Raw genomic sequence first — 26,743 nt, 5'->3', positions numbered from 1 at the left:
TAGTTTCACGAAGTTTCAGTACCAACGGCACTGAGCGCTGCCAGGATCCGCGCCCCTAGATCGCAGATCCTACACAGCTTTCCCCGCTCAATCAGTGAGCTTCGTCCCAATTCGCCCCACTTCCTGCCTCGACCAGCAACGGCACATCCAGCTGCGCAGCGCGGCTCATGTGCAGGCGAATTTCATCTTTCACCTGCTCCACCAAATCCTCGCGAACTTCCAGCACCAGTTCGTCGTGTACCTGCAAGATCACCCGTGCATCCAGCCCGCTTTCGCTCAGCCAGTTGTCCACATTGACCATGGCCCGCTTGATGATATCGGCGGCGGTGCCCTGCATTGGCGCGTTGATCGCCGTGCGTTCCGCACCTTTGCGCAGGGCTGGGTTCTTGGCGTTGATGTCCGGCAGATACAGACGACGGCCGAACAGGGTCTCGACATAGCCTTGCTCGGCCGCTTGGGCGCGGGTGCGCTCCATGTAGGCCAGCACGCCCGGGTAGCGGGCAAAGTAACGGTCAATGTAATCCTGCGACTGCTTGCGGTCGACGCCGATCTGCTTGGCCAGGCCGAAGGCGCTCATACCGTAGATCAGGCCGAAGTTGATGGCCTTGGCGCTACGGCGCTGGTCGGTGGTGACGTCGGCTAATGCCACGCCGAAAACTTCCGCCGCCGTGGCGCGGTGCACGTCAAGGTCGTTGCGGAAGGCGTGCAGCAGGCCTTCGTCCTTGGCCAAGTGGGCCATGATGCGCAGCTCGATCTGTGAGTAGTCCGCCGCCAACAACTTGTACCCGGGGCTGGCAATGAACGCCTGGCGGATGCGCCGGCCTTCGGCCGTACGGATCGGGATGTTCTGCAGGTTCGGGTCGCTCGACGACAGCCGGCCAGTCGCCGCCACAGCCTGCTGGTACGAGGTATGGATACGCCCAGTGCGCGGGTTGATCTGCCCTGGCAGCTTGTCGGTGTAGGTACTCTTGAGTTTGCTCAAGCTGCGGTACTGCATCAGTACCTCGGGCAGCGGGTAGCCTTGCTCGGCCAGCTCATCGAGCACCGCCTCCGCCGTGGATGGCTGGCCCTTGGTGGTCTTGCTCAGCACTGGCATGCCCAGCTTGTCGTAGAGGATCGCGCCCAACTGCTTGGGCGAGCCAAGGTTGAATTGCTCACCGGCCAGCGCGTAGGCGCGCTGCTCCAGTTCGGCCATCTTCACCCCCAGCTCACCACTCTGCACCTGCAGCAGCGCAGCATCGACCAGCGCCCCCTGGCGCTCGATTTTGGCCAGCACCGGCACCAGCGGCATCTCGATGTCCATCAGTACCGGCTGCACGCTCGGTGTTTGCGCCAGGCGTGCTTGCAGCGCGTAGTGCAGACGCAGGGTGATGTCGGCGTCTTCGGCGGCGTAGGGGCCGGCCTTGTCCAGGTGGATCTGGTTGAAGGTCAGCTGCTTGGCGCCCTTGCCGGCGATGTCCTCGAAGGCAATGGTGGTGTGGTCGAGGTACTTCTGCGCCAGGCTGTCCATGTCGTGACGGGTGGCGGTGGAGTTCAGCACATACGACTCGAGCATGGTGTCGTAGGCCACGCCGCGCATTTCAATGGCCGGCGAACCGTTGGCGAGGATGTTGATATCGTATTTGGCGTTTTGCCCGACCTTGGCCTTGGTCGGGTCTTCCAGCAGCGCTTTCAGCGCCAGCAGTACCGCCTCGCGGTCCAGCTGAGCCGGCGCACCTTCATAGTCGTGGGCCAGCGGCACGTAGGCTGCTTCATGCGGTGCGACAGCGAACGACAGGCCGACCAGTTGCGCCTGTTGGGCGTCCAGGCTGGTGGTCTCGGTGTCGAAGGCGAACAACGGAGCCTGGCGCAGCTTCTCCAGCCAGAAGTCGAAACGCGCCTGGTCAAGGATAGTTTCGTAGGTGGGCTCAACCTTGGCCGCCGGCTCCGCGACCGGCGCCAGGTCGTCACCGGCCCTGGCTGCTTCACGCTGCACCTCGGCAACCCAGCTCTTGAACTCCATCTCGGTGTACAGCGCCAGCAGGGCGTCGCGGTCGGGCTCGCCACACACCAGCGCCTCGACCTCGACGTCCAGCGGTACGTCGACCTTGATGGTGGCCAACTCATAGGACAGGAACGCCGCGTCGCGGTGCTCCTCGAGCTTGGCCGGCAGGGTCTTGGCGCCGCGAATGGCCAGCGTCGGCACTTTGTCCAGGTTGGCGTACAGGTCGCTGAGGCCGCCGCCGATGCCGGTCAGCAGGCCAACAGCGGTTTTTTCGCCCACACCCGGTACGCCGGGGATGTTGTCGACCTTGTCACCCATCAGCGCCAGGAAGTCGATGATATGTTCCGGGCCGACACCAAATTTCTCGTGCACGCCAGCCACGTCCAGCACGCTTCCGGTCATGGTGTTGACCAAGGTAATGTGCCCGTCTACCAGCTGCGCCATGTCCTTGTCACCGGTCGAGATGACAACCGGACGGCCCAGCGCAGCACTGCTGCGCGCCAGGGTGCCGATCACGTCGTCGGCCTCGACACCCTCGACGCACAACAGCGGGTAGCCTAGGGCCTTGACGCTGGCGTGCAGCGGCTCGATCTGCACCCGCAGGTCGTCCGGCATGCTGGGGCGGTTGGCTTTGTACTCGGCGAACATCGCATCGCGGAAGGTGCCGCCCTTGGCGTCGAACACCACCGCAAACAGGCTGTCGGGGTATTGCTTGCGCAGGCTCTTGAGCATGTTCAACACACCCTTCACCGCACCGGTCGGCATGCCCTTGGAAGTGGTCAACGGCGGCAGCGCGTGGAAGGCGCGGTACAGGTAGGAGGAACCGTCCACCAGGACGAGGGGCGCTTGGCTCATGAGCAGAATCAACCTTTTCGACGGGTCCGGCGCTAGAATAGCCAGAATCATTGACGACAAAGGGACAAGGTTATCATGCGTGCACTCAATCGCCTGTTACTGCTCGGTCTGTTGGCAACCATGCCAGTCGTCACCCTGGCGGCGGACGACGCCCCCTCGGCCGATCCCGAGGTGACCATTCGCACGGAAGGCGACAAAACCATCCAGGAGTACCGGCAAAACGGGTTCCTGTATGCGATCAAGATCACGCCGAAAAACGGCAAGCCTTATTTCCTGGTACGCGCCGATGGCTCTGATGGTAATTTCATTCGATCCGACCAGCCGGACATGTTGATCCCGTCCTGGAAGATCTTCGAGTGGTAATCTGACGCGCACCGTTCACATCAACCCGGCACTTCCCGGCGGAAGTGCCCGTATGGGCAATTTTTCATCATGTCAGTCTTCACCCCCGTGACCCGGCCTGAGCTGGAAACCTTTCTGGCGCCGTACGAGCTGGGCCGTCTGCTCGACTTCCAAGGCATTGCCGCCGGCACCGAGAACAGCAATTTCTTCGTCAGCCTCGAACAGGGGGAGTTCGTCCTGACGCTGATCGAGCGCGGGCCCAGCGAGGACATGCCGTTCTTCATCGAGCTGCTCGACACCCTGCACGCTGCCGACATGCCGGTGCCCTATGCGATCCGTGACCGCGACGGCAATGGCCTGCGCGAACTGTGCGGCAAACCGGCACTGCTGCAGCCACGGTTGTCCGGCAAACACATCAAGGCCCCCAATGCGCAGCACTGCGCCCAGGTAGGCGAACTGCTGGCGCACATCCACCTGGCCACCCGCGAGCACATCATCGAGCGCCGCACCGACCGTGGCCTGGATTGGATGCTGGCCTCGGGTGCCGAGCTGCTGCCACGCCTGACTGCCGAGCAAACTGCGCTGCTGCAGCCGGCACTGGATGAAATCAGCGCGCACAAGGCGCAGATTCTGGCCCTGCCACGGGCCAACCTGCATGCCGACCTGTTCCGCGACAACGTGATGTTCGAAGGCACCCACCTGACGGGGGTGATCGACTTCTACAACGCCTGCTCCGGGCCGATGCTGTATGACATCGCTATCACCGTGAACGACTGGTGCCTGGACGAGCACGGTGCAGTCGATGTACCGCGTGCCCAGGCGCTGCTGGCGGCCTATGCGGCGCTGCGGCCGTTCACTGCCGCCGAGGCTGAACTGTGGCCGGAAATGTTGCGGGTAGGCTGCGTGCGCTTCTGGCTGTCGCGCCTGATTGCAGCGGAGTCGTTTGCCGGGATGGATGTGATGATCCACGACCCGAGCGAGTTCGAAGTGCGCCTGGCGCAGCGCCAGCAGGTGGCTTTGCACCTGCCGTTCGCCCTCTAGACCGCATCCGCCTCATTCGCGGGCACACCCGCTCCCACAGCTACAAGTTGGTGTTATCCCTGTGGGAGCGGGCGTGCCCGCGAAGAGGCCGGTACAGGCTTACAGCTGCTCCAGGCACCCAGCCAGATCGCCACCCAGCTTCTCCAGCAAGCGCTCATAGCCCTTGCCATCCACCGGCTCGGTACCGCCCAGTGCATCCAGCTCGGCCAGGCGCACCGGTAGCCCGGCGGTCAATGTCTCGGCCAGCCGTGGCCGCAACGGCGGCTCGCTGAACACGCAGGTCTTGCCCACTTCCTGCAGGCGCTTGCGCATGGCCGCCACATGTTGCGCCCCCGGCTGCACTTCGGAGGCCACGCTGAACACGCCAGTGTGCTTCAAGCCATATTCAGCCTCGAAGTAATCGAACGCTTCGTGGAACACGAAGTACGGCTTGTCGGCAATTCCGGCCACCCGTGCCTTGATCCGCTCATCGAGCGCATCCAGGCGTTCGGCAAAAGCCTTCAGGTTGCTCTGGTAACGCGCCGCATTAGCCGGATCGACCTGGGCCAGGTCCGCTGCCATTTTCGCGGCAATTACCTGCGCGTTGGCCGACGAAAGCCACAAGTGCGCATCCAAACTGCCTGGGCGATGGTCGTGGTCATGGTCGTCGTGGCCTTCTTCCTCATGGGAATGGCTGTCCTCGCCAAAGTGGCGCAGCTTCATGCCCGGCAGCGACTGCACGGCAACCGTGGCCTTGCTGCGGCTACCCAGAACGCGCGGCAGGAAGCTCTCCATGTCCGGGCCAATCCAGTACAGCAGGTCGGCATCGCCCACCCGCCGTACGTCGGACGGGCGCAGTGCGTAGTGGTGCGGCGAAGCGCCAGGCGGCAGCAGTACTTCGGGGCTGCCCACGCCATCCTGCACGGCGGCGGCTATCTGCTGCAGCGGTTTGATACTGGTCAGCACACGCACATCGGCATGGGCCGAAAATGCGATGAAAGCGACAAAAAGGGCTAGGAATCGGGACACGGTGAATACTCGAGTCGGCAGAAACAGGTAACATAATAACGTCTCCATCCAGAACCGTCGCTGCCCATGTCCATCACGCCGCTGGCCAACCGTCCTCACGATCACTCCCATTGCGTACACAGCGCACTGGCTGAAGCTGACGCCTTGTGCACCCGCCAAGGCCTGCGCCTGACCGCACTGCGCCGCCGTGTGCTGGAACTGGTGTGGCAAAGCCACAAGCCGCTGGGCGCCTACGATATCCTCGCCGTGCTCAGCGAACAGGACGGCCGCCGCGCCGCGCCGCCCACGGTGTATCGCGCGCTGGATTTCCTGCTGGACAACGGCCTGGTGCACCGCATCGCCTCGCTCAACGCCTTCATCGGCTGCAGCCACCCCGAGCACGTGCACCAGGGGCAGTTCCTGATCTGCCGCGCCTGCCATGTGGCCATCGAGCTCGAACAGGCGTGCATCAGCGAAGCCATCATCAGCAGCGCCAAAGGCGTGAGCTTCACGGTCGAGACCCAGACCGTGGAGGTGGTCGGCCTGTGCAGCAACTGCCGGAGCGCGGCATGAGCGACGCACTGATCCGCCTGGAGCAGGTGGGCGTCACCTTTGGTGGCGAGGCGGTGCTCGACAGCATCGACCTGGCCGTCGCACCCGGCCAAATCGTTACCCTGATCGGCCCCAACGGGGCGGGCAAGACCACCCTGGTGCGCGCCGTGCTCGGGCTGCTCAAGCCGCACCGCGGCAAGGTATGGCGCAAGCCGAAGCTGCGCATTGGCTACATGCCGCAAAAAATCCAGGTCGATGCCACGCTACCGCTGTCGGTGCTGCGCTTCCTGCGCCTGGTGCCCGGCGTAGACCGTGCAGCAGCCCTCTCGGCGTTGCAGGAAGTGGGCGCCGAGCAGGTCATCGACAACCCAATCCAGACCATTTCCGGTGGCGAAATGCAGCGCGTGCTGCTGGCCCGCGCCTTGCTGCGCGAACCCCAGTTGCTGGTGCTCGACGAACCGGTACAGGGCGTCGACGTGGTCGGCCAGACCGAGCTGTACAACCTCATTACCCGCCTGCGCGACCGCCACGGCTGCGGCGTGCTGATGGTTTCCCACGACCTGCACCTGGTGATGAGCGCCACCGACCAGGTGGTGTGCCTGAACCGCCACGTGTGCTGTTCGGGGCACCCCGAGCAGGTCAGCGGCGACCCGGCATTCGTCGAACTGTTCGGCCAGACTGCCCCCAGCCTGGCCATCTACCATCACCATCACGACCACAGCCACGACCTGCATGGCTCGGTGGTCGCCCCTGGCACCCATGTTCACGGAGCGCACTGCAAGCATGGCTGATTTTCTTCTCTACGCCCTGCTTGCCGGTTTGTCCCTGGCGCTGGTGGCTGGCCCGTTGGGCTCCTTCGTGGTGTGGCGGCGCATGGCCTATTTTGGCGATACACTGTCCCACGCCGCCCTGCTTGGCGTGGCCTTGGGCTTTGCCCTGGACGTTAGCCCAGCGCTGGCGGTAACCGTGGGCTGCCTGCTGCTGGCGATTTTGCTGGTGACCTTGCAGCAACGCCAACCACTGGCCTCCGACACCCTGCTCGGCATACTCGCCCCCAGCACCTTGTCGCTAGGCCTGGTAGTGCTGAGTTTCATGCACGACGTGCGCATTGACCTGATGGCCTACCTGTTCGGCGACCTGCTGGCCATCAGCCCCACCGACCTGGCCTGGATCCTCGGCGGTAGCGCGCTGGTCCTGTTGCTGCTCGCCGTGCTGTGGCGGCCTTTGCTGGCAGTGACCGTGCACGAAGAGCTGGCCATGGTCGAAGGCCTGCCCGTGGCCGGCCTGCGCATGGCGCTGATGCTGCTGATCGCGGTGGTGATTGCCGTGGCCATGAAGATCGTCGGGGTGTTGCTGATCACCTCGCTGCTGATCATCCCCGCCGCTGCGGCGCAGCGCCACGCCCGCTCTCCCGAGCAGATGGCCGTGGGTGCCAGCCTGCTGGGCGTGACCGCAGTGTGCGGCGGCCTGGCCCTGTCGTGGTTCAAGGACACCCCTGCCGGCCCGTCGATCGTGGTTTGCGCAGCAGTGCTATTCTTGCTGAGCCTAGCCCTGCCAAAACGCTGAAAATCAGGGCACGTGAAGGCGTGCCCTGCAACCTTTTAGCGGGTAAAGGGTCTGTAAGACCTGTTTTCGAGCGTGCGCACCTGGGTGTAGACTTGCTCGCTTTTTGCGCAAATAGAGAGTCGCAGGAATGAAGCCGTTCGCCTCCCGTTATCTGCTTGTTGCCGCGTTTTCCCTGTTCCTGGCTGCCTGCTCCAGCGCACCGGTCGAACAGGCCACCGCACCTGCCCAAGCCGATGCCTGGCAGCAGTTGCAACAAAACATCGCCAGTAGTGAACTGGCTACCGCCGAAGATCAACTGGCTGCCCTGCAGGCCCAGTCGCCTGATGACCCACGCCTGGAGCAATACCAGCGCCAGCTGGCCGAGGCCTACCTGCAACGCAGCCAGATCGTGCTGCAAAAGGGTGATGTGAATGCTGCAGCCACCGCCCTGGCCCGTGCCCGCGCGCTAATGCCGCAAGCGCCAGCGGTGACAGGTGGCGATGCCATGAGCCAGGCACGCAAGGCCGAGCTGGAAAAGGCAGAGGCTGCGCTGAAAGCGGCCGAAGCCAAGCCTAAGGCACGCATCATTGACCCGACAGCGCCCAGCACCGTGGTGGCCTTGAAGACCACCGACAGCCGCGCCATGCGCCGCCAACTGGATGAAATTGCCGCCGATGTGGTGAGCTACCAGTGCGAGGTGCTGTTCCAAGTGCCGCGCACCGAAGATGCGCCTTGGTTGAAGACCCTGCTGGAGAAGCGTGTGCGCAAGATCGACAGTGGCTTCGATTTGAAGCAGAAGCATGAAATCCAGCGTTCGCTGCCGGCGCAGGTGGTTCTGGTTCCGCGTCAACAGTAAATGCTTCGCGGGCAAGCCCGCTCCTACAAGGATTTGCACAAGCCCCAAGGCATGCATCCGGCCGGTGTAGGAGCGGGTTTACCCGCGAAGAGCCCTGTCAGGCGGGCACAGCCTCCGCAGCCGCCTCCCGCTCCCACACCCGATGCCCCTCGACCGCTTTGACAAAGGCATCCACCACCTTCTGCTCGTCCCCCAGCAACAGCCCCTTGTCCTCTTTGAGGCCCAAGCTGCCCAATAGCTCCTTGGTCAACATCATGGCCTTCAAGTGCTTGTAGCCCTCCAGCAGGAAGTGCTTGGCCAAGCCACTACCCGCCAGGCCATCCGTCGAAGCCTTGCCCCCGGGCACGACAATGCCGTCGAACATGATCGAAGGCATCCCCTCCATCGACGCAGCCACCGGCAATTGCTTGCCATCCGCCGTCTTCACCGGCGCCGACGTCGGCCCTAGCAGCATCGGCCGGGCGCTGTGCGCCTCCAACGCCTTGACCAGCTTGTCTACGCTGGCAGCGTCCACGCCATCAGCCACCAACACAGCAATCTTGCGGCCCTTGATGCCGACCGTACCTGGGTGGTTCATCTGGCTCAGTGCAGGGGATTGGTTCAGCTGACTAGCTTTGACCTGCACGGTGCCGGCCTTTGGCGCAGGTAGGCCCAGGTTCGCAGCCACCGCCGCAGCCAGCTTGAGGTCGATGTTGGCGAGAATTTCGTTCACCTCCCGCGCACGAATGGTTTCACGCTCAACCTTGCCCAGTTCAAAGCTGTACGCCTTGATAATGTGCTGTTGCTCGGTGGGGCTCATGCTTTGGAAAAACAGCTTCGCTTGCGAGAAGTGGTCGCCGAATGACTCGCTGCGCTGGCGGATCTTGTGCGCATCGATGCGCTCTTGGTAACTCTCGAAACCGCCATCCTGCGGGGCCGGAGGAGTTTCCTTCGGCCAGCCGCCATCGATGGAGTTTGGCTCGTAGGAAGCGCGCCCGCGGTGCACCAGGTGCTGGTGCAAGGCATCGCGCTGATTATTGTGGTTAGGGGCGACGGGGCGGTTGATCGGGATCTGGTGGAAGTTAGGCCCACCCAGACGGCTTAGCTGGGTATCGGTGTAAGAAAACAGCCGGCCCTGTAGCAACGGGTCGTTGCTAAAGTCGATGCCTGGCACGATGTGGCCCGGGCAAAACGCTACCTGCTCAACTTCGGCAAAGAAGTTGTCCGGGTTGCGGTTCAGCACCATCTTGCCCAGGGGCGTAACCGGCACCAGCTCTTCCGGGATGATCTTGGTCGGGTCCAGCAGGTCGAAGTCGAACGCGTGCTCGTCGGCTTCCGGCACGACCTGCACGCCCAGCTCCCATTCCGGGTAATCGCCCGTCTCAATGGCTTCCCACAGGTCGCGACGCTGGAAGTCGGCGTCTTTGCCTGCCAGCTTTTGCGCTTCGTCCCACAGCAGGGAATGCACACCCTGACGCGGTTTCCAGTGGAATTTGACGAAACTGGTCTCGCCCTGGGCGTTGATCAGGCGGAAGGTATGAACCCCGAAACCTTCCATCATCCGCAAGCTGCGCGGGATCGCGCGGTCCGACATCGCCCACATCACCATATGGGCCGACTCGGGCACCAACGAAACGAAATCCCAAAAGGTGTCATGTGCCGACGCACCCGTTGGGATTTCGTTGTGCGGTTCGGGTTTCACGGCATGGACGAAGTCGGGGAACTTGATCGCATCCTGAATGAAGAACACCGGCATATTGTTGCCCACCAGGTCGAAATTGCCCTCATCGGTGTAGAACTTCACCGCAAAGCCACGCACGTCGCGCACGGTATCCGCTGAGCCACGTGGGCCCTGCACCGTGGAAAACCGCACGAAAACCGGGGTGAGTTGCTCCGGGTCCTGTAAAAAGCCAGCCTTGGTCAGTTCTGCGTGGTTGCCATAGCTCTGGAAATAGCCGTGCGCACCGGTACCCCGCGCATGCACGATGCGCTCCGGAATACGCTCGTGGTCAAAGTGCGTGATCTTCTCGCGCATGATGAAGTCTTCAAGCAGCGAGGGCCCACGGTCGCCGGCTTTCAGCGTGTTCTGGTTGTCTGCAATGCGCACACCCTGATTGGTACGCAGTGCATGGCCTGTGGCATCACTGCGCGCAGCTTCCAGGCTCTGCAGCTTGGCATTGGTGTTGGCCCGGTCGGGGGTCTGTGTGCCGGCGGCTTCGCTGTGCTTCGGCGCGTCCGTGTTCTTGCTGGGCATGGTCGGCTCTCCTTCATCAGTTCAGGCGTACCCGTGTCGGGCTTGTGCAAGTAGTGACTGGAGTGCTTTGCCGAGCGTTCAATCAGAATTACCGGTTGTCGCTATATGCCCGAAGGATTGGTGCATTACGAAATAAATGCTAAGAACAGCTATAGGAAAAGGCTAAAATGCGCGACCACAGCTAACCGCTGACCCAAATTCCATGCGCCCCACAAGGTTCGCTACGTGATCGAGTTCCAACAGGTACATAAAACCTACCGCGTTGCCGGTAGGGAAATCCCCGCACTGAATCCGACCAGCCTGACCATCGAAGATGGCCAAGTGTTCGGCCTTATCGGCCACTCTGGTGCCGGCAAAAGCACCATGCTGCGCCTGATCAACCGCCTGGAAGAGCCTTCTGGTGGCAAGATCATCGTCGACGGCGAAGACGTCACCGCCTTCAACGCCAGCCAGCTGCGCGGCTTCCGCCAGCAGGTCGGGATGATTTTCCAGCACTTCAACCTGCTGGCTTCCAAGACCGTCGCCGACAACGTCGCGCTGCCGCTGACCCTGGCCGGCGACCTGTCGCGCAGCGAAATCGACAAGCGCGTCACCGAACTGCTGGCCCGCGTCGGCCTGTCGGACCACGCCAAAAAGTATCCGGCGCAGTTGTCTGGCGGCCAGAAGCAACGCGTCGGCATCGCCCGCGCCCTGTCCACCAACCCCAAGATCCTGCTGTGCGACGAGGCCACCAGCGCCCTCGACCCGCAAACCACGGCTTCGGTCCTGCAATTACTGGCCGAAATCAACCGTGAACTGAAGCTGACCATCGTGCTGATCACCCACGAGATGGACGTGATCCGCCGGGTCTGCGACTGCGTAGCAGTGATGGACGCCGGCCACATCGTCGAGCAGGGCTCGGTGGCCGAGGTGTTCCTGCACCCGCAGCACGCCACCACCAAGCGTTTCGTCCAGGAAGACGAGCAGGTCGACGAAGGCGAGCAGCGCGACGACTTTGCCCATGTGCCAGGCCGCATCGTGCGCCTGACCTTCCAGGGCGACGCCACCTACGCGCCGCTGCTAGGCACCGTGGCCCGCGAAACCGGTGTGGACTACAGCATCCTCGCTGGGCGTATCGACCGTATCAAGGATGTCCCCTATGGCCAGCTCACCCTCGCCCTGATCGGCGGTGACATGGAAGCGGCATTTGCCCGCTTCAAGGCAGCTGACGTACATATGGAGGTACTGCGTTGATGGACGCCCTGAATTTCTTTGCCAACGTCGACTGGGCCGAAATCTGGCTGGCCACCATCGACACCATGATCATGCTGTTCGGCTCGCTGTTCTTCACCGTGCTGCTGGGCCTGCCGCTGGGCGTGCTGCTATTCCTCTGCGGGCCGAAGCAGATGTTCGAGCAGAAGGGCGTGTATGCGCTGCTGTCGCTGGTCGTCAACATCCTGCGTTCGCTGCCGTTCATCATCCTGCTGATCGTGATGATCCCGATTACCGTGCTGATCACCGGCACCTCGCTGGGCGTCGCCGGCGCCATCCCGCCGCTGGTGGTAGGCGCCACGCCGTTCTTCGCGCGCCTGGTGGAAACCGCCCTGCGTGAAGTAGACCGCGGCATCATCGAAGCCACCCAGTCGATGGGTGCAACCACCCGGCAGATCATCACCAGCGCATTGCTGCCAGAAGCCCGCCCGGGCATCTTCGCGGCCATTACCGTAACCGCCATCACCCTGGTGTCGTACACCGCCATGGCCGGCGTGGTCGGTGCCGGCGGCTTGGGCGACCTGGCCATCCGCTTCGGTTACCAGCGCTTCCAGACCGATGTGATGGTCGTCACCGTGGTGCTGTTGCTGGTACTGGTTCAAGTGCTGCAGAGCGTGGGCGACAAACTGGTCGTGCATTTTTCCCGTAAGTAACCCCAATGGGGTCGGCCCAGCCGACCCGTTCGGGGGCCGTCGCGGCCCTCACAAGGAGTGATCAATGAAGAAGCTGCTTGCTGTTGTCGCCGCTGTCGCGGCCTTCTCGGCCAACGCCGAGTCCCTCACCGTTGCCGCTACCCCAGTGCCGCACGCCGAAATCCTCAACTTCGTCAAACCTGCGCTGGCCAAAGAGGGCGTGGAGCTGAAGGTCAAGGAATTCACCGACTACATCCAGCCAAACGTACAGGTTGCCGAAAAGCGCCTGGATGCCAACTTCTTCCAGCACCAGCCGTACCTGGATGAGTTCAACAAGGCCAAGGGCACCAACCTGGTGAGCGTAGCCGGCGTGCACATCGAGCCGCTGGGCGTGTACTCGACCAAGATCAAGAAGCTGGAAGAGCTGTCCTCCGGCGCTACCGTGGTCATCCCCAACGATGCCACCAACGGCGGCCGCGCCCTGCTGCTGCTGGACAAGGCTGGGGTAATCAAGCTGAAGGACAACAAGAACATCCTGTCCACTGTGAAGGATGTTGCCGAGAACCCGAAAAACCTGAAGTTCCGTGAGCTGGAAGCCGCCACCATCCCGCGCGTGCTGACCCAGGTCGATGCCGCCCTGATCAACACCAACTACGCGCTAGAAGCCAAGCTGAACCCAGAAAAAGACGCCCTGGCCATCGAAGGCAGCGACTCGCCCTATGTGAACATCCTGGTTGCTCGCCCAGACAACAAGGATTCGGACGCGATGAAGAAGCTGGCCGCTGCGCTGCACTCGCCTGAAGTGAAGCAGTTCATCAACGAGAAGTATAAAGGCGCTGTGGTTCCGGCGTTCTAAGCCAACAATCGTGCTGGGTTCTTCGCGGGCAAGCCCGCTCCTGCAGGTATATCGCCAGGCCCAAGGCTATCGATAATCCTGTAGGAGCGGGCTTGCCCGCGAAGCTTTTAAGGCCCACTCAATCTCGCTTCACGAGCCCCGGCAACTGCGCCACCAGCTTCTGGTTGTTGAATGGCGCCCGAATGAACCCGCGCTGACGCCCATCCGGCCCGACAACCGCCAGGTTGCCACTGTGGTCCACGGTATACCCCGGCTTGCTGGTATCCGCCGGGATGAACGGAATGCTCAAGGCATTGGCCAGTTTCTGAGTATCCTCGATCGACCCTGCCACCCCAACGAAATCCTTGTCGAAATAGCCCAGGTACTGCTTCAACTGGTTCGGCGTGTCGCGGTTCGGGTCCACGCTCACCAGTACCACCTGCAGCCGCTCCACAGCCTCCTTGGGCAGCTCGCTCTTAACCTGGCGCAACTGGGCCAGGGTGGTCGGGCAGATGTCCGGGCAGTAGGTGTAGCCAAAGAACAGCAGCGACCATTTGCCCTTTAAGTCGTCCAGTTGCACCGGCTGGCCGTCCTGGTTGGTCATGGTCACATCGGCCACGGTACGGCTTTGCGGCAGCAGGATGATGCCGGCATCGATCAGCTCGGTGGGGTTGGGTTGGTCGCGGCCATTGAGGACCTTGTTGACGGTCAGGCCCATGATCAACGCGACCACGGCAACAAGGATGAAGACGGTTTTCTGGGTTCGGGTCATAGGTTCAGCAACAAGTAGTGGTCAAGGAGCAACGCGATGAACAGCGCAAACAGGTAGCCGATAGAGTACTTGAAGGTGCCGATTGCCGCGTGCGGCCGGCTGCCACGGTACAACACCCAGGCCCAATGCAGGAAGCGCAGGCCCAACAACAGGGCGCAGGCCAGGTACAGCGGGCCGCTCATGTGGATGGCGTAGGGCAGCAGGCTCACCGCCAGCAACACCAGGGTGTACAGCAGGATGTGCAGCTTGGTGTAGCGCTCGCCATGGGTTACCGGCAGCATCGGGATATCGGCCTTGGCGTACTCCTCCTTGCGGTGGATAGCCAGCGCCCAGAAGTGGGGTGGGGTCCAGGCGAAGATGATCAGCACCAGCAGCAAGGGCTCGGCGCTGACATGGCCACTGACCGCCACCCAGCCTAGCAATGGTGGGGCGGCACCCGCCAAGCCACCGATGACGATGTTCTGCGGTGTGGCCCGCTTGAGGAAGCCGGTATAGAGCACCGCATAGCCCAGCAAGGAGGCCAGGGTCAGCCAGGCGGTGAGGGCATTGGTGAACACCAGCAGCAAGGCCATGCCCAACAACGCCAGCGCCAAGGCGAACAGCAGCGCTGGCAGCGGCTCGACCCGGCCCTGGGCCAGGGGCCGCTTGTGGGTACGTGCCATCAGCGCGTCGATGCGCCGATCGACTACATGGTTGACCACCGCCGCACCGCTGGCACACAGGCCGATACCCAAGTTGCCGAACAACAACACGCTCCAACTCACGCCCGCACGGGTGGCGAGGAACATACCCGCCAGCGAGGTGATCAGCATCAGCACCACCACCTTGGGCTTGGTCAGCTCCAGGTAATCCCGCCAGCTGGCCCGACGTGCGCTCAGAAGCGTCGCCACGAATCGTTCCTCATGTGATGGGAAATGCCGACGCCTGCAACCGGCCGCAAGCGCCAGCCATGGCCGACCCCCACGCGCACCTTGTCGACCACACGGATGCGGTAGTTCACCAGCACCATGCTCAGCAGCAGCAGCGCGCCACCAGCGTTGTGCGCCACCGCCACGGCCAGTGGCAGGTGCAACAGCACATTGCTGATGCCCAGGCCGACTTGAACGGCCAGTGCCAGCAACACCAGCCGCGCCAGGCCAGGTAGGCCACAGCGGTGCAGTTTCCAGCTGAGCATCAGCAGCACACCGGTCACCAGTAACGCCCCCAGGCGATGGCTGATATGGATGGCTGTGCGCGCATCACTGTCCAACTGGCCGCCCAGGTAGTTGGGGCCGACGTGCTGAGTGAGGTGGAAACCGTTGCTGAAGTCCGCCGCAGGCCACCACTGGCCATGGCAGGTGGGCAGGTCGATACAGGCGACAGCCGCGTAATTGGCGCTGACCCAACCGCCCAAGGCAATCTGGCCGATCACCACCAGCAGCGCCAACGCGGCAATCCGGCGCAGGCTCAATGGCAGTTTTGGCAGCGGCGCAAAGGCCCGAGATAGACGCAGGGACAACAGGAACAGCAGGCTGAGGGTGGTGAAACCACCCAGTAAATGCGCGGTGACCACTTGCGGCCACAGCTTCAAGGTGACCGTCCACATGCCGAAGGCTGCCTGGGCCAGCACCACGCCCAGCAACAGCACCGGCAGGCGATAAGGCTGACCATCGCGGGCATGCCGGCGCACCGCCTGCAAGGCGAGCAGGGCAATCACCACGGCCAGGGTGCCGGCAAAGTAGCGATGGACCATCTCGGCCCAGCCCTTGGCGGCTTCCACCGGGTGCTCAGGAAAGTGCAGCTCGGCATGCGCCAGCTGAGCTTCACCCTTGGGCACGCTAATGAAGCCATAGCAACCCGGCCAGTCCGGGCAGCCGAGCCCGGCGTGGGTCAGGCGGGTATAGGCACCGAGCAGGACGACCAACAGTGCCAGCAGGGTGGCGAACACAGCAAGGCGGAATCCGGGTCTGGCCATGGCGGGCTCCTAGCCAATGTTGGACAGCTTGAGCAGGTGGCGCAGGTCGTCCAGCACATGCTTACCGTTGGCCTTGGCGTCGTAGCGCAACACCAGGTTGCCGTGCGGGTCGACGATCCACAGCTGCGGGCCAGCCTCGCCGACCTTTTGCAGGTAACGTTGTGCATCCAGCGGGTAACGCTGCAACTGCGGGTACTCGCGGCCAAGCAGCGCCTGGTAGTCAGCGCTCACCGGCTGGGCAGCTGCCAGTGCATGGCTGGCACGGCTGGCATCACGACCCAGGCCCACCTGAATCTGCCGGGCCAGGTACACCAGCCGCTGGCAATCTTCGGCACAGGCTTCGGGCGCGCTCACCAGCAGTTGCCAACGCTCGTCCTGGCCTGCCACGCCGATATCGGTACGGCTCTCGCCGTTGCCAATCATCACCCCGTGGTAGCTGCGGCCTTCCGGCACCCAGAAACTGAGCTTGTACATGCTGGTGGCCAGAATCATCGGCCCAAGCACCACCAGCAGGATTAATATCAGCTGCAAACGCCCACGGGCTCTGGGCTTGCCAGGTTCAGGCACTTCCAGTGGAGTGGCGGTGGCCATGGCGTTTCTCCTTGTTGTGGTGCCAGCCGAAGTAGAGGTAAAGCAGTACCAAAGCGAACGCCAGGGCAAACCACTGCACGGCATACCCCAGATGTTTCTCCGGGCCCATGGCGACTACCGGCCAGCCCAGGCGATAGGCCGCCGGGCCAGGTTGCAGGCGCAGTTCATGGGCGAAGCCTTCACGACCGAGTCGTTGCCATAGCTGCGCGGCATCCACCGCGGTCAGCAGGCGCGGCCACTGGCCGCCTGCAGGGTCGGGATGCAGCTGGAACGTGCTGCCGGGCGCGACATACACCGAAGCGTCCAGCGCCAACGTTTGGGAAGGAGTAGCGAATTGCACCGGCACCCGGCGGTCCGGCCACGGTAACCAGCCGCGATTGACCAGCAGCCATAGGCCACTGGCTTGGTCATGAAAAGGCTGCAGCAGCTCGACACCGGCCTGGCCATCGCGCATGCGGTTGTCCAACAGCAGGCTGTGCTCGGCGTCGAAACGGCCATAAAGATGCACATGGCGGTAGGCGTTGTCTTGGCTCGCCGTCAGTTGCGCAGTGGCCCGGGGCGCCTCGATCTGGCGCTCAGCATAGATGGCTAGCAACATGCGCTTTTCCTCGGCGCGACCGAGTTGCCAGCAGCCAAGCGCGATCAGCCCCGGCAGCAGCGCGAGCACTACCAGGGTGGGTAACCAGCCCGGGCGAAACGGCCTCATCGCAGCCTCGCCAGGTCGATCGCTATACTTATCCACATCACCGCATCCCCCCGGAGTATCGCCATGCTCAAGGCCGCGATTGTCCTGATGCTGTTGGCCACGATTGCCAGCCTGTTCAGTGGCTTGGTGTTTCTGGTCAAGGACGACGAAAACTCAACCCGCCTGCTGAAAGCGCTGACTGTGCGGGTAACCCTGGCGGCATTGACCATCGGCCTGATCGCCTGGGGCTTTATCAGCGGTCAGCTGGTTTCACATGCCCCCTTCTGAATCGGTATCGCCATGACGGAAAGCTCCCACAAGCGGGTTCTCGGGTGCCTGTCAGAGTACGTATACAAAGATAAACAACCCTACCCACACCACGTCGACGAAGTGCCAGTACCAACTGGCCGCCTCGAAGCCAAAGTGTTTTTCCGGGTTGAAATGCCCGCGCAAGATGCGCACGAACATCACGATCAGGATGATCGTGCCCAAGGTCACGTGGGCGCCGTGGAAGCCGGTTAGCATGAAGAACGTCGCACCATAAATCCCCGACCCCAGCGTCAGGCCCAGCTTGGTATAGGCCTCGTGGTACTCGAAGGCCTGCAGCGCGATAAAGCTGATGCCGAGGATGATGGTCAGGGCCATCCAGACTTTCAGCGGGCCACGGTGGTTACGGCGCAGGGCATGGTGGGCGATGGTGATGGTCACGCTGGAGCTGACCAGCAAGATGGTGTTGATCAACGGCAGGTGCCACGGGTCAATCACTTCCTTGGGCGGCGGGAACAGTTTCGGGTCGGGCGTGTGCAGCAACGGCCAGGTGAACTCGAAGGTTGGCCACAGCATGTGGGCAACCCCCTTGGCCCCTTCACCTCCCAGCCACGGCCCAGCTAGCACGCGTACATAGAACAACGCACCGAAGAAGGCCAGGAAGAACATCACCTCGGAGAAGATGAACCAGCTCATGCCCCAACGGAACGAGCGATCCAACTGCGGGCTGTATAGCCCCGCGCGGCTTTCCCGGACCACCGAACCGAACCAGCCGAACAGCATGTATGCCAGGAACAACGCGCCGACGAAGAAAATCAGCGGGCCGTGCGAGTCCGGGTGCCCTGCCTTCATATCGTTGAACCAGGTACCCAGGCCAAACACCGTGATGAACATGCCGATGGTGGCGATGATCGGCCACTTGCTCTGCGCCGGGACATAGTAGTGCTGATGACTTGCCATTGCTGTTCTCCTTCCCTTAACGGGCGCCCTGGACGTCCTGGGCCGCGACATGCGCGACGGGCGGGTGGCGAGCGGTGATGTCGAACAAGGTGTAGGCCAGTGTCAGGTGCTTCACGCTGGCCGGCAGGTCGCGGTCGACGATGAAGCGCACCGGCATCTCGATGCGTTCGCCAGGCTGCAGCACCTGCTGGGTAAAGCAGAAGCACTCGGTCTTGTGGAAGTACGCCGCGGCCTCGGCCGGGGTGATGCTAGGGATGGCTTGCGCACTCATCGGCCGATCGGTGGGGTTATGGGCGATGAAGATCATCTGGTTGACCGCCCCCGGGTTGACCTCCAGCTGGTCGGCCGTGGAATAGAAGTCCCAGACCATGTCGCTGGCATTGGTCGACATGAATTGCACACGCACCGACCGCGTCGGGTCACTGACCTGGCTGCCTTCGTATTGCACGCCAGTCTTGCCGTTGATGCCAAAGGCCTTGCACATCACGTCGTAGATCGGCACCAGGGCAAAGCCGAAGGCGAACATCACCACCGTCAGCATCAGCAGGCGCAGTACCAGGCGTTTCAGCGTCAGGCCGGTCATGGCAGCGTTCCTATTTCACTTCCGGTGGCGTCTGGAAGGTGTGGTAGGGCGCAGGCGAGGGGATCGACCACTCCAGGCCCTCGGCACCGTCCCACGGTTTGGCTGGTGCAGGTGCGCCGCCGCGGATGCACCGGATGACAATGAACAGGAAGAAGATCTGCGTGGCGCCGAACATGAACGCGCCGATCGACGACACCATGTTGAAGTCGGCGAACTGCAGGTTGTAGTCAGGGATTCGCCTTGGCATGCCGGCCAACCCCACGAAATGCATGGGGAAGAAGGCCAGGTTCATGCCAATGAACGACAGCCAGAAGTGCAGTTTGCCGAGGGTTTCGTCGTACATGTGGCCGGTCCATTTCGGCAGCCAGTAGTAGGCCGAGGCGAAGATGCCGAAGATTGCCCCAGGCACCAGCACATAGTGGAAGTGCGCCACCACGAAGTAGGTGTCGTGGTACTGGAAGTCTGCCGGGGCGATAGCCAACATCAGCCCGCTGAAGCCGCCGATGGTGAACAGGATGACGAAGGCAATGGCAAACAACATCGGCGTCTCGAAGGTAAGCGAGCCTTCCCACATGGTGCTGACCCAGTTGAACACCTTCACCCCGGTGGGTACGGCGATCAGCATGGTGGCGTACATGAAGAACAGCTCGCCAACCACCGGTATGCCGACCACGAACATGTGGTGGGCCCAGACGATGAACGACAGAAAGGCAATGGCGCCGGTGGCGTACACCATGGAGGTGTAGCCGAACAGCGGTTTACGCGAAAACGCCGGAATGATCGAGCTGACGGCGCCGAAGGCCGGCAGGATCATGATGTACACCTCGGGGTGGCCGAAGAACCAGAACACGTGCTGGAACAACACCGGGTCACCGCCGCCAGCGGCACTGAAGAAGCTGGTGCCGAAATGGATGTCCATCAACATCATGGTCACCACCCCGGCCAGCACCGGCATCACCGCAATCAACAGGAACGCGGTAATCAGCCAGGTCCAGACGAACAGCGGCATCTTCATCAAGGTCATGCCTGGGGCGCGCAGGTTGAGGATGGTGGCGATCACGTTGATCGCGCCCATGATCGAGCTGATGCCCATCAGGTGGATGGCGAAAATGAAGAAGGTCACGCTGGCCGGCGCATAGGTGGTGGACAGCGGTGCATAGAAAGTCCAGCCGAAGTTGGGCCCGCCACCCGGGCTGAACAGGGTCGAAACCAGCAGCAAGAATGCCGCTGGCAGCAGCCAGAAGCTGAAGTTGTTCATGCGCGGCAGGGCCATGTCGGGCGCACCGATCATCAACGGGATCATCCAGTTGGCCAGGCCGACGAAGGCCGGCATCACCGCACCGAACACCATGATCAGGCCGTGCATGGTGGTCATCTGGTTGAAGAACGCCGGCTCGACGATCTGCAGGCCAGGCTGAAACAGCTCGGCGCGGATCACCATGGCGAACGAGCCACCAAGCAGGAACATGATGAAGCTGAACCATAGGTACATCGTGCCGATGTCCTTGTGGTTAGTGGTCAGCACCCAGCGCATCAGGCCCTTGGCCGGGCCGTGCGCATGGTCGTGGCCGTGGGCGTGGTCGTCGATCACTGCACTCATGTCCTGTCTCCTGCAATCCACTGATTGCCGCGAGTTACCCGGTTCATTGCGCTTCTGCCTGCTTCAGCGCCAGCACGTCCTTCGGCGTGACCATGTCGCCCTTGTTGTTCCCCCAGGCGTTGCGCTCGTAGGTGACCACGGCGGCGATGTCGACCTCCGAGAGCTGCTTGCCGAACGCCGCCATGGCGGTGCCGGGCTTGCCGTGGAAAACGATACCCAGGTGGGCTTCCTTCGGCCCGGTGGCGATCTTCGAGCCCTTGAGCGCCGGGAACATCGGCGGCAGGCCCTGGCCTTCAGCCTGGTGACAGGCTACGCAAGTGGTGTGGTAGACCTTGTCGCCGCGCGCCACCAGTTCTTCCAGGGTCCATTCTTTGCTGGTCAGTTCCTTGAGCTTGGCCGCTTCAGCCTTGCGCTCGCCCAGCCAGGTGTCGTAGTCGGCCTTGGACTTGACCTCGACTACCACCGGCATGAAGCCGTGGTCCTTGCCGCACAGCTCGGTGCACTGGCCACGGTAGATGCCGGGCTTCTCGATACGGGTCCAAGCTTCGTTGACAAAGCCCGGTATGGCATCGCGCTTGACCGCGAAGGCCGGCACCCACCAGGAGTGGATGACGTCGGCGGCGGTCACCAGAAAACGCACCTTGGCGCCCACCGGCAGCACCAGCGGCTGGTCGACTTCGAGCAGATAGTGCTCGTCCTTGGGGGCCTTGTTGTGGATCTGCTCGGCGGGGGTGGCCAGGTTGCTGAAGAACTCCACATCCTGGCCCAGGTATTTGTAGTGCCACTTCCATTGGTAGCCGGTGACCTGGATATCGATGTCCGACTCGCTGGCGTCGTAGATATCGATCAGGGTCTTGGTGGCCGGGATGGCCATGACCACCAGGATCAGGAAAGGGACCACGGTCCAGAGGATTTCTACCCAGGTATGCTCGTGGAAATGCGCCGCCTGCTGGCCAGTGGAACGGCGGTGGATGACCATGGACCAGAACATCGCGCCAAACACCACGATGCCAATGATCACGCAGATCCAGAATATGGTCATGTGCAGGTCGAAGACGGCGTTGGAGACTTCCGTCGCCCCCGGGTGCATGTTCACGGTCCAGGCGGCGTTGGCCTGACCAAAAACCGACCACAACAGGAGGCCCATCCAGACATGTGGATGTCGCATCATTGCGGGTTCCCCTTCTCGTTCTTGTTATCCCGGAGGCGTGGCCTGCGGCAAGAGGGAACGGCGGTCAAGACTGCCAGGCTTCGACGACCGAGCCCCTGCAAAAGCAGTTGGGCCTCATCAACGAATCACGTTCACCGGGAGTATAGACAGCGACCAACGGCACGCAATGAAGCCCGTGAAATGAACTTCATGAAATGGCTTAATGCGCCGAAAGCCGCGCGCTTGATAGGGTATGGCGCAATAATGGCATGTGGATATGCCTAAGGATGCACACGTTTGCGCGACTTATAACAAATGCGTCTTAGGTATTCTGTATACCGAGCTAATTTAGTGTCTTCCGTTTGAAACGTAATGTCCCTGGAGTTGTCATGAACATCGCTGCTGTACGCGAGCAGGTAAGCCAAGCCCATCAACACGAAGGCCAGACCGGCCAATTGAAAGCGCGTCTCGAGCTGCAACTGCCCCACCTGCACCCCTCGATTCAACTGCCTGAGCAGGACGCCCAGGGTACTTTGGCGCGCTTCGTCAGCGCCTACATCGACCAGGTTCCGGAACTGCTGGAGGCCGCACACGAGGTCGCCCGCGAGGCCGGGATCGAATCACAGATCACACCTGTACTGAAAATTGCCGAGGCTTACTTCCTGCAGCCACCCAGCGTGATGCAAGGACATGTGGGCCTGGACTGCCTGCTGGATGAGGCCTACCTGGCTCACCGCCTGGTAGAGGAAGTGAACGATCTATACATCCGTCACTTCCAGCAGCCGCTGATTCCGGTCGACACCACGGTGGCCAACCTGATTGCCCACCAATTGATTGGCGAGAGCTTTGCCAACCAGCTGGATGAGGTGGTGCATCACTCGGTTGATGAAATGCTCAATGACGAAAGCTTTGCGGTGGAGTCGGTAGAGGTCTACCGCGAGAAGCTGAGCAGCCCGGAAACCGGTGCAGCCTGGAAGCGCTGGCCGTGCCTGTCGCGCCAGCTGGGCGTCGAGCTGGGTCAACCCGCCTGATATTCCTGTTCCGGCCTCTTCGCGGGCAAGCCCGCACCTACACAGTTTCGCGTCAATACGGCACCTGTGTAGGAGCGGGCTTGCCCGCGAAGAGGGCGGTTCAGCCAACAACGGCTCGGCCTAGGCCCCAACCCCCGCCGTAGTCCGCAGCCGCCCTTCGATCCGCCGCTTCAATCGCCACTGCTCGATCAGCAACCGCGACCCATTGGCCGAATTGCTGCGGCTCCAGTCCTCCAGCAGCTCCAGGCACGAGTGGTCGATATAACTCAGGTTACCCAGCGGTACATGCAGGGTGGTCCCCGCTGGCACAGTGTTTAACACCTGGGTAAGCGCCGGCACCTTGAGGAAGGTGGCCGCACCACTAAGGCGCAACTCCATGTGCCCAGCCTTCTGCAGGCTGATCAGGTTGATCTTCAACCGCGCCGCCTTGAACGCCAACTTCAGCAAGGTCAGCGCAAAGCCCAGCAGCACCCCGGTCAGCAGGTCGGTGAAAATGATCGCCAAGGCCGTCGCCGCGTAAGTGAACATCGGCATGCGGCCATAGCGGCCCAGGCCACGAAACGCCTTGAAGTCCACCAGCTTGACCCCGGTAAACACCAACACCCCAGCCAGACTCGCCACCGGAATCTGCTGCAGCACGCTGCTTAGTACTACCACGAAGGCCAACAGCCACAGGCCATGGAAGATCGCCGAGGCCCGGGTCTGTGCACCCGCTTGCACATTGGCCGAGCTGCGCACGATCACCCCGGTCATCGGCAAGGCACCCAGCACCCCACACAACATGTTGCCGATGCCTTGCGCCGACAGTTCACGGTCGAAGTCCGAACGCTGGCCGCTGTGCATGCGGTCGACCGCTGCAGCCGACAACAGGGTTTCGGCACTGGCGATGAAGGCCAAGGCGAAAGCGGCGACCAGCAGGGTTGGGTCGGCCAGCTGCATCAGGTCATTCGGGCGGATCCAGTCGATGGCTTCAGACAGATCTGCCGGCACCTGCACCCGGTTCACCGGCAAGGCCAGCCACATACTGATGGCCGTCATGGCCGCCACGCCCAGTAGGGCACCCGGGACGAAGCGCAGCCGCTGCGGCCGCAGGCGCTCCCAGCCCCACATGATAACGATGGTGCCCAGGCCCAGCGCAGCTGCCTGCCAGCCCGAACCGGCAGCTTCCAGCGGCAGGGCGGCGGCGATGGTGGCAGGAAACGCCAGCAGGTTCTGCATGCCAGACGGTTGCGGCGCGGTGTCGAACATCACATGCACCTGCGACAGCACGATCAACACGCCAATGCCTGCCAGCATGCCGTACACCACCGCCGGCGCGGTTACCCGAAACCAGCAGCCCAAGCGCAGGCGCCCGGCCAGTAACTGCAACAGGCCCGCCAGCAACAGGATCGGCCCAAGCATGGCCACGCCATGCTGGCGCACCAGCTCGAATACCAGCACCGCCAAGCCAGCCGCCGGGCCACTGACCTGCAGCGGTGAACCGGCGAGGAAACCCACGACAATGCCGCCGATAATGCCGGTAATCAGGCCTTTGGCTGGCGGCATGCCCGAGGCAATCGCAATGCCCATGCACAACGGCAAAGCCACCAGAAAGACCACCACCGACGCCAGCAACTCACGCGGCAGGGCCGCTTTTAACTGTGTAATGTTCACCGTGTTTCTCCTTTCTCTGTCACACAACCATTCCCCTGGCCGTGGGCACGTTTTGCCCCTGACGAGCGCCCAGGCGCGGGCCGCCAGCGGTTGTGCCGGCAGGTCAGTCAGGGAATTCAAGGCAGCCGAAGGCCGCGCCACACCCCTACGGGGTGCAGCCGGCTATCAAGGTTTTAGCGGTGGATGGGTCGCTTAGTAGCGGCCTCTCGGAGTAGCGCAGGGGACCGGCTCGCCGGCAGCCAGGGGCAGGAAGCTATCGCTGGCGGCGTCGTAGGCTTCGATCTTGCTGGACTCGATGTCGTAGACCCAGCCATGGATGAACAGCTCGCCCGCTGCCAGGCGCGAAGCCACCGACGGGTGGGTGCGCAGGTGATGCAGCTGGGCGATGACGTTTTCCTTGGTCAGTACCTGCATGGTTTCGTGTTCGCTGCCGCACGAGCAGTTGTTCTCGACCACTGTGCGGGCCACTTCGGCATGACGCAACCAGGCGGAAACGGTTGGCATCTTGGTCAGCGATTGCGGGTTGAGTACGGCACGCATAGCGCCGCAGTCGGAGTGGCCGCAGACGATGATGTGGTGCACTTTCAGCGCCAGTACGGCGTACTCGATAGCACTGGAAACGCCGCCGTTCATCTGGCCATACGGGGGTACCACGTTACCGACGTTACGGGTCACGAACAGGTCGCCTGGCGAGCTTTGGGTGATCAGCTCGGGGACGATGCGCGAGTCGGCACAGGTGATGAACATGGCGCGCGGGGTTTGCGCGGTGGCGAGTTTCTTGAACAGCTCTTGCTGCTCGGGGAAAACGTCATGGTGAAAACGCAGGAAGCCGTCGACGATGTGCTTAAGGGCGGCATCGGCGCTCTCCGCGGGGACCTGCGGAACGACCTTGGATGGGTCCTTGACGGGCATGATTCATCCTCTTGACGGTGTGAAGGTAAGTCCATTTTACCGATGAAAGATTCTGGCTATGCAGGGTTTTAGATGACGCGCACGGGCCATAGATCACAGTCGGTGAAGACTGATTTCCTACGCTAGCGGGGAAAACTTAACTGAAACTTAATTCGAAGGCTCTAGAACGCATGTTCCAGATGAGAAAGGCGGGAACTGGATAATAGCAAAAAAACATCAATTGCCAAGAGTCATTACTGTAATTGTCCACTTGGATTAGTTGCATTGAGGGCTGGCAATAGGCCCATGTCTACGCAAAATTTGTGGGAGTGGGGTGCCCGCGAAGGAGGCAACTCGGTACATGGCACCGGCTGCGCCGGTGTTGGCGGGCACGCCCGTTCCCACAAGGTCCGCGTAACCGCTGAATAATCAGAACAGCGCCATTTGCCCACCTGGCGGGCAGAACGCCGAGCAATCCAATGCCTGTGCTTCCCGCCCTTCAAAATCCAACCGCTTCATGGCCTTGGCAAACCGCTGCGCCAGCAACTCGGCGAACACGCCTTCACCGCGCATGCGTACACCAAACCGGCTGTCATACAATTCACCGCCGCGGCTCTGGCGGATCAGGCTCAATACATGTGCCGCCCGCTGCGGGTAATGGTCCTGCAGCCATTGCTCGAATAACGGCGCCACCTCCAGCGGCAAGCGCAACATCATGTAGGCCGCGCTTTGGGCGCCAGCTTCCTTGGCCGCCTCCAGCAGGCGCTCCAGTTCACTGTCGTTGATCATCGGAATCATCGGCGAACACAACACACCGACCGGCACCCCCGCCGCGCGCAACACGCGGATCGCCCGCAACCGAGCCTTGGGTGACGCTGCACGCGGCTCCAGCACCCGCTTCAGGTCGTCGTCCAGCGTGGTCAGGCTGATCATCACCCGCGCCAGACGCTGGCGGGCCATCTCGGCCAGCAGATCAAGGTCACGCAACACCAGTGAGCCCTTGGTGACGATGGTCACCGGGTGACGAAAGCGCAGCAGCACTTCGAGCAGGCGCCGGGTCAGCAACTGCTCGCGCTCGATAGGCTGGTAAGGGTCGGTGTTGGAGCCCAGGTTGATTGGCGCGCACACGTAGCCGGGTTTGCTCAATTGCTGCGCCAGCACCTCAGCGGCGTTGGTCTTGGCGATCAACTTGGTTTCGAAATCCAGGCCAGGGGATAGGTCCCAGTAGGCGTGGGAAGGGCGGGCATAACAGTAGATACAACCATGCTCGCAGCCACGGTAAGGGTTGATGGAGCGATCAAAGGGCAGGTCGGGGGAGGTGTTGCGGCTGATCACCGACTTGGCTGTCTCAACCCGCACCTCGGTGCCATGGGTTTGCGGCACTTCCTGGTACCAGCCATCATCCTCCGCCACTGAATGGCTCGGAGCAAAACGGTTGTGCGGATTGTGCGCCGTGCCACGGCCCTTTTGCGGTGCTGGAGGAATCATGGCTT

Annotated in this window: 26 protein-coding genes; 11 read left to right on the top strand and 15 right to left on the bottom strand. The window is 62.3% G+C overall.

Translation table 11 applies throughout. From position 1 onward, the window contains the following. Positions 1–91: 91 nt before the first annotated feature. Positions 92–2,839, bottom strand: coding sequence for a DNA polymerase I (gene polA / locus DV532_RS00385; RefSeq protein ID WP_056793707.1), 2,748 nt, complete (start codon positions 2,837–2,839; stop codon positions 92–94). A gap of 75 nt (positions 2,840–2,914) precedes the next feature. On the opposite strand from polA, the gene DV532_RS00380 reads away from it, so the two are divergent. Next, complete coding sequence (locus DV532_RS00380) at positions 2,915–3,202, top strand: DUF2782 domain-containing protein (protein ID WP_056793710.1); 288 nt, start codon at positions 2,915–2,917, stop codon at positions 3,200–3,202. 69 nt (positions 3,203–3,271) lie between these two features. After that, positions 3,272–4,222 (top strand): homoserine kinase, encoded by a 951-nt coding sequence (locus DV532_RS00375; RefSeq protein ID WP_056793713.1) that lies wholly within the window; start codon positions 3,272–3,274, stop codon positions 4,220–4,222. A gap of 99 nt (positions 4,223–4,321) precedes the next feature. On the opposite strand, the gene DV532_RS00370 is transcribed toward DV532_RS00375, so the two are convergent. Beyond that, positions 4,322–5,278 carry a zinc ABC transporter substrate-binding protein gene (locus DV532_RS00370; protein ID WP_056793715.1) on the bottom strand — a complete coding sequence of 319 codons (957 nt, stop codon included), beginning with the start codon at positions 5,276–5,278 and terminating at the stop codon, positions 4,322–4,324. A gap of 18 nt (positions 5,279–5,296) precedes the next feature. On the opposite strand from DV532_RS00370, the gene zur reads away from it, so the two are divergent. The 4 genes from zur (at position 5,297) to DV532_RS00350 (ending at position 8,162) form a co-directional block, all read left to right on the top strand. Next, a complete protein-coding gene (gene zur / locus DV532_RS00365; RefSeq protein ID WP_056793718.1) occupies positions 5,297–5,782 on the top strand; it encodes a zinc uptake transcriptional repressor Zur in 486 nt (161 codons plus the stop codon). Further along, on the top strand, positions 5,779–6,552 hold the full coding sequence (znuC, locus tag DV532_RS00360) for a zinc ABC transporter ATP-binding protein ZnuC (protein ID WP_056793720.1): 774 nt from the start codon (positions 5,779–5,781) through the stop codon (positions 6,550–6,552). Before zur ends, znuC begins: the two co-directional genes overlap by 4 nt. Further along, entirely contained in the window at positions 6,545–7,327 is a 783-nt protein-coding gene (znuB, locus tag DV532_RS00355) for a zinc ABC transporter permease subunit ZnuB (RefSeq protein WP_056793722.1), read from the top strand. The genes znuC and znuB overlap by 8 nt, the downstream gene beginning before the upstream one ends. 127 nt (positions 7,328–7,454) lie before the next feature. Then, positions 7,455–8,162 carry a PA5502 family lipoprotein gene (locus DV532_RS00350; protein WP_056793723.1) on the top strand — a complete coding sequence of 236 codons (708 nt, stop codon included), beginning with the start codon at positions 7,455–7,457 and terminating at the stop codon, positions 8,160–8,162. Between the two features lie 97 nt (positions 8,163–8,259). Here the strand turns inward: DV532_RS00350 and katE are convergent, their stop codons facing one another. Continuing rightward, positions 8,260–10,395, bottom strand: a complete 2,136-nt coding sequence (katE, locus tag DV532_RS00345) for a catalase HPII (RefSeq protein ID WP_056793725.1) — start codon at positions 10,393–10,395, stop codon at positions 8,260–8,262. A gap of 225 nt (positions 10,396–10,620) precedes the next feature. Between katE and DV532_RS00340 the strand changes: the two genes are divergently transcribed. From DV532_RS00340 to DV532_RS00330, 3 genes are all read left to right on the top strand, one after another. Beyond that, positions 10,621–11,628, top strand: coding sequence for a methionine ABC transporter ATP-binding protein (locus tag DV532_RS00340; protein ID WP_056793727.1), 1,008 nt, complete (start codon positions 10,621–10,623; stop codon positions 11,626–11,628). Continuing rightward, on the top strand, positions 11,628–12,299 hold the full coding sequence (locus DV532_RS00335; protein WP_056793728.1) for a methionine ABC transporter permease: 672 nt from the start codon (positions 11,628–11,630) through the stop codon (positions 12,297–12,299). Before DV532_RS00340 ends, DV532_RS00335 begins: the two co-directional genes overlap by 1 nt. 64 nt (positions 12,300–12,363) lie before the next feature. Further along, positions 12,364–13,134: a MetQ/NlpA family ABC transporter substrate-binding protein gene (locus DV532_RS00330; RefSeq protein ID WP_056793730.1), complete on the top strand. Its 771-nt coding sequence runs from the start codon at positions 12,364–12,366 to the stop codon at positions 13,132–13,134. 118 nt (positions 13,135–13,252) lie between these two features. On the opposite strand, the gene DV532_RS00325 is transcribed toward DV532_RS00330, so the two are convergent. From DV532_RS00325 to DV532_RS00305, 5 genes are read right to left on the bottom strand one after another with little or no spacing between them, the layout of a single operon-like run. Next, positions 13,253–13,885, bottom strand: a complete 633-nt coding sequence (locus tag DV532_RS00325; protein ID WP_056793732.1) for an SCO family protein — start codon at positions 13,883–13,885, stop codon at positions 13,253–13,255. Further along, entirely contained in the window at positions 13,882–14,775 is an 894-nt protein-coding gene (gene cyoE, locus DV532_RS00320; protein WP_056793735.1) for a heme o synthase, read from the bottom strand. The genes DV532_RS00325 and cyoE overlap by 4 nt, the downstream gene beginning before the upstream one ends. Continuing rightward, complete coding sequence (locus tag DV532_RS00315; RefSeq protein WP_056793737.1) at positions 14,760–15,839, bottom strand: heme A synthase; 1,080 nt, start codon at positions 15,837–15,839, stop codon at positions 14,760–14,762. Before DV532_RS00315 ends, cyoE begins: the two co-directional genes overlap by 16 nt. A gap of 9 nt (positions 15,840–15,848) precedes the next feature. Beyond that, positions 15,849–16,430 carry a hypothetical protein gene (locus DV532_RS00310; protein WP_056793739.1) on the bottom strand — a complete coding sequence of 194 codons (582 nt, stop codon included), beginning with the start codon at positions 16,428–16,430 and terminating at the stop codon, positions 15,849–15,851. Continuing rightward, entirely contained in the window at positions 16,399–17,136 is a 738-nt protein-coding gene (locus DV532_RS00305) for an SURF1 family protein (RefSeq protein ID WP_056793741.1), read from the bottom strand. The genes DV532_RS00310 and DV532_RS00305 overlap by 32 nt, the downstream gene beginning before the upstream one ends. 63 nt (positions 17,137–17,199) lie before the next feature. Here DV532_RS00305 and DV532_RS00300 point away from each other — a divergent pair, with 63 nt between their 5' ends. Beyond that, a complete protein-coding gene (locus DV532_RS00300) occupies positions 17,200–17,403 on the top strand; it encodes a twin transmembrane helix small protein (RefSeq protein WP_056793743.1) in 204 nt (67 codons plus the stop codon). Positions 17,404–17,454: 51 nt separating this feature from the next. On the opposite strand, the gene DV532_RS00295 is transcribed toward DV532_RS00300, so the two are convergent. From DV532_RS00295 to coxB, 4 genes are read right to left on the bottom strand one after another with little or no spacing between them, the layout of a single operon-like run. Then, a complete protein-coding gene (locus tag DV532_RS00295; RefSeq protein WP_056793746.1) occupies positions 17,455–18,342 on the bottom strand; it encodes a cytochrome c oxidase subunit 3 in 888 nt (295 codons plus the stop codon). Positions 18,343–18,358: 16 nt separating this feature from the next. Then, positions 18,359–18,925: a cytochrome c oxidase assembly protein gene (locus tag DV532_RS00290; RefSeq protein WP_056793748.1), complete on the bottom strand. Its 567-nt coding sequence runs from the start codon at positions 18,923–18,925 to the stop codon at positions 18,359–18,361. A gap of 10 nt (positions 18,926–18,935) precedes the next feature. Beyond that, positions 18,936–20,525 carry a cytochrome c oxidase subunit I gene (gene ctaD / locus DV532_RS00285; RefSeq protein ID WP_056793750.1) on the bottom strand — a complete coding sequence of 530 codons (1,590 nt, stop codon included), beginning with the start codon at positions 20,523–20,525 and terminating at the stop codon, positions 18,936–18,938. Positions 20,526–20,568: 43 nt separating this feature from the next. After that, positions 20,569–21,696 (bottom strand): cytochrome c oxidase subunit II, encoded by a 1,128-nt coding sequence (gene coxB, locus DV532_RS00280; RefSeq protein ID WP_056793752.1) that lies wholly within the window; start codon positions 21,694–21,696, stop codon positions 20,569–20,571. A 368-nt stretch (positions 21,697–22,064) separates the two neighbouring features. Between coxB and DV532_RS00275 the strand changes: the two genes are divergently transcribed. Further along, the gene (locus tag DV532_RS00275) at positions 22,065–22,706 is read left to right on the top strand and encodes a hypothetical protein (protein WP_056793754.1); all 642 of its coding nucleotides are present in this window, start codon (positions 22,065–22,067) and stop codon (positions 22,704–22,706) included. A 120-nt stretch (positions 22,707–22,826) separates the two neighbouring features. Here DV532_RS00275 and DV532_RS00270 read toward each other — a convergent pair whose 3' ends face one another. The 3 genes from DV532_RS00270 to DV532_RS00255 form a co-directional block, all read right to left on the bottom strand. Beyond that, on the bottom strand, positions 22,827–24,359 hold the full coding sequence (locus DV532_RS00270) for a SulP family inorganic anion transporter (RefSeq protein ID WP_056793756.1): 1,533 nt from the start codon (positions 24,357–24,359) through the stop codon (positions 22,827–22,829). 192 nt (positions 24,360–24,551) lie between these two features. Beyond that, on the bottom strand, positions 24,552–25,271 hold the full coding sequence (locus DV532_RS00265; RefSeq protein WP_056793757.1) for a carbonic anhydrase: 720 nt from the start codon (positions 25,269–25,271) through the stop codon (positions 24,552–24,554). Positions 25,272–25,679: 408 nt separating this feature from the next. Beyond that, a complete protein-coding gene (locus DV532_RS00255) occupies positions 25,680–26,738 on the bottom strand; it encodes a PA0069 family radical SAM protein (protein WP_056793760.1) in 1,059 nt (352 codons plus the stop codon). Positions 26,739–26,743 lie beyond the last annotated feature (5 nt).

The organism is Pseudomonas sp. Leaf58 (genome assembly GCF_003627215.1).
Taxonomy (GTDB): domain Bacteria; phylum Pseudomonadota; class Gammaproteobacteria; order Pseudomonadales; family Pseudomonadaceae; genus Aquipseudomonas.
Note: the sequence above shows the minus strand (reverse complement) of the source record. Positions and strands in the feature narration are given on the sequence as shown.

Excerpts from the sequence above, each read along its gene's own strand:
- polA (WP_056793707.1), bottom strand. The coding sequence starts at position 2,839 with ATGAGCCAAGCGCCCCTCGTCCTGGTGGACGGTTCCTCCTACCTGTAC.
- DV532_RS00380 (WP_056793710.1), top strand. The coding sequence starts at position 2,915 with ATGCGTGCACTCAATCGCCTGTTACTGCTCGGTCTGTTGGCAACCATG.
- DV532_RS00375 (WP_056793713.1), top strand. The coding sequence starts at position 3,272 with ATGTCAGTCTTCACCCCCGTGACCCGGCCTGAGCTGGAAACCTTTCTG.
- DV532_RS00370 (WP_056793715.1), bottom strand. The coding sequence starts at position 5,278 with ATGGAGACGTTATTATGTTACCTGTTTCTGCCGACTCGAGTATTCACC.
- zur (WP_056793718.1), top strand. The coding sequence starts at position 5,297 with ATGTCCATCACGCCGCTGGCCAACCGTCCTCACGATCACTCCCATTGC.
- znuC (WP_056793720.1), top strand. The coding sequence starts at position 5,779 with ATGAGCGACGCACTGATCCGCCTGGAGCAGGTGGGCGTCACCTTTGGT.
- znuB (WP_056793722.1), top strand. The coding sequence starts at position 6,545 with ATGGCTGATTTTCTTCTCTACGCCCTGCTTGCCGGTTTGTCCCTGGCG.
- DV532_RS00350 (WP_056793723.1), top strand. The coding sequence starts at position 7,455 with ATGAAGCCGTTCGCCTCCCGTTATCTGCTTGTTGCCGCGTTTTCCCTG.
- katE (WP_056793725.1), bottom strand. The coding sequence starts at position 10,395 with ATGCCCAGCAAGAACACGGACGCGCCGAAGCACAGCGAAGCCGCCGGC.
- DV532_RS00335 (WP_056793728.1), top strand. The coding sequence starts at position 11,628 with ATGGACGCCCTGAATTTCTTTGCCAACGTCGACTGGGCCGAAATCTGG.
- DV532_RS00330 (WP_056793730.1), top strand. The coding sequence starts at position 12,364 with ATGAAGAAGCTGCTTGCTGTTGTCGCCGCTGTCGCGGCCTTCTCGGCC.
- DV532_RS00325 (WP_056793732.1), bottom strand. The coding sequence starts at position 13,885 with ATGACCCGAACCCAGAAAACCGTCTTCATCCTTGTTGCCGTGGTCGCG.
- DV532_RS00315 (WP_056793737.1), bottom strand. The coding sequence starts at position 15,839 with ATGGCCAGACCCGGATTCCGCCTTGCTGTGTTCGCCACCCTGCTGGCA.
- DV532_RS00310 (WP_056793739.1), bottom strand. The coding sequence starts at position 16,430 with ATGGCCACCGCCACTCCACTGGAAGTGCCTGAACCTGGCAAGCCCAGA.
- DV532_RS00305 (WP_056793741.1), bottom strand. The coding sequence starts at position 17,136 with ATGAGGCCGTTTCGCCCGGGCTGGTTACCCACCCTGGTAGTGCTCGCG.
- DV532_RS00300 (WP_056793743.1), top strand. The coding sequence starts at position 17,200 with ATGCTCAAGGCCGCGATTGTCCTGATGCTGTTGGCCACGATTGCCAGC.
- DV532_RS00295 (WP_056793746.1), bottom strand. The coding sequence starts at position 18,342 with ATGGCAAGTCATCAGCACTACTATGTCCCGGCGCAGAGCAAGTGGCCG.
- DV532_RS00290 (WP_056793748.1), bottom strand. The coding sequence starts at position 18,925 with ATGACCGGCCTGACGCTGAAACGCCTGGTACTGCGCCTGCTGATGCTG.
- ctaD (WP_056793750.1), bottom strand. The coding sequence starts at position 20,525 with ATGAGTGCAGTGATCGACGACCACGCCCACGGCCACGACCATGCGCAC.
- coxB (WP_056793752.1), bottom strand. The coding sequence starts at position 21,696 with ATGATGCGACATCCACATGTCTGGATGGGCCTCCTGTTGTGGTCGGTT.
- DV532_RS00275 (WP_056793754.1), top strand. The coding sequence starts at position 22,065 with ATGAACATCGCTGCTGTACGCGAGCAGGTAAGCCAAGCCCATCAACAC.
- DV532_RS00265 (WP_056793757.1), bottom strand. The coding sequence starts at position 25,271 with ATGCCCGTCAAGGACCCATCCAAGGTCGTTCCGCAGGTCCCCGCGGAG.
- DV532_RS00255 (WP_056793760.1), bottom strand. The coding sequence starts at position 26,738 with ATGATTCCTCCAGCACCGCAAAAGGGCCGTGGCACGGCGCACAATCCG.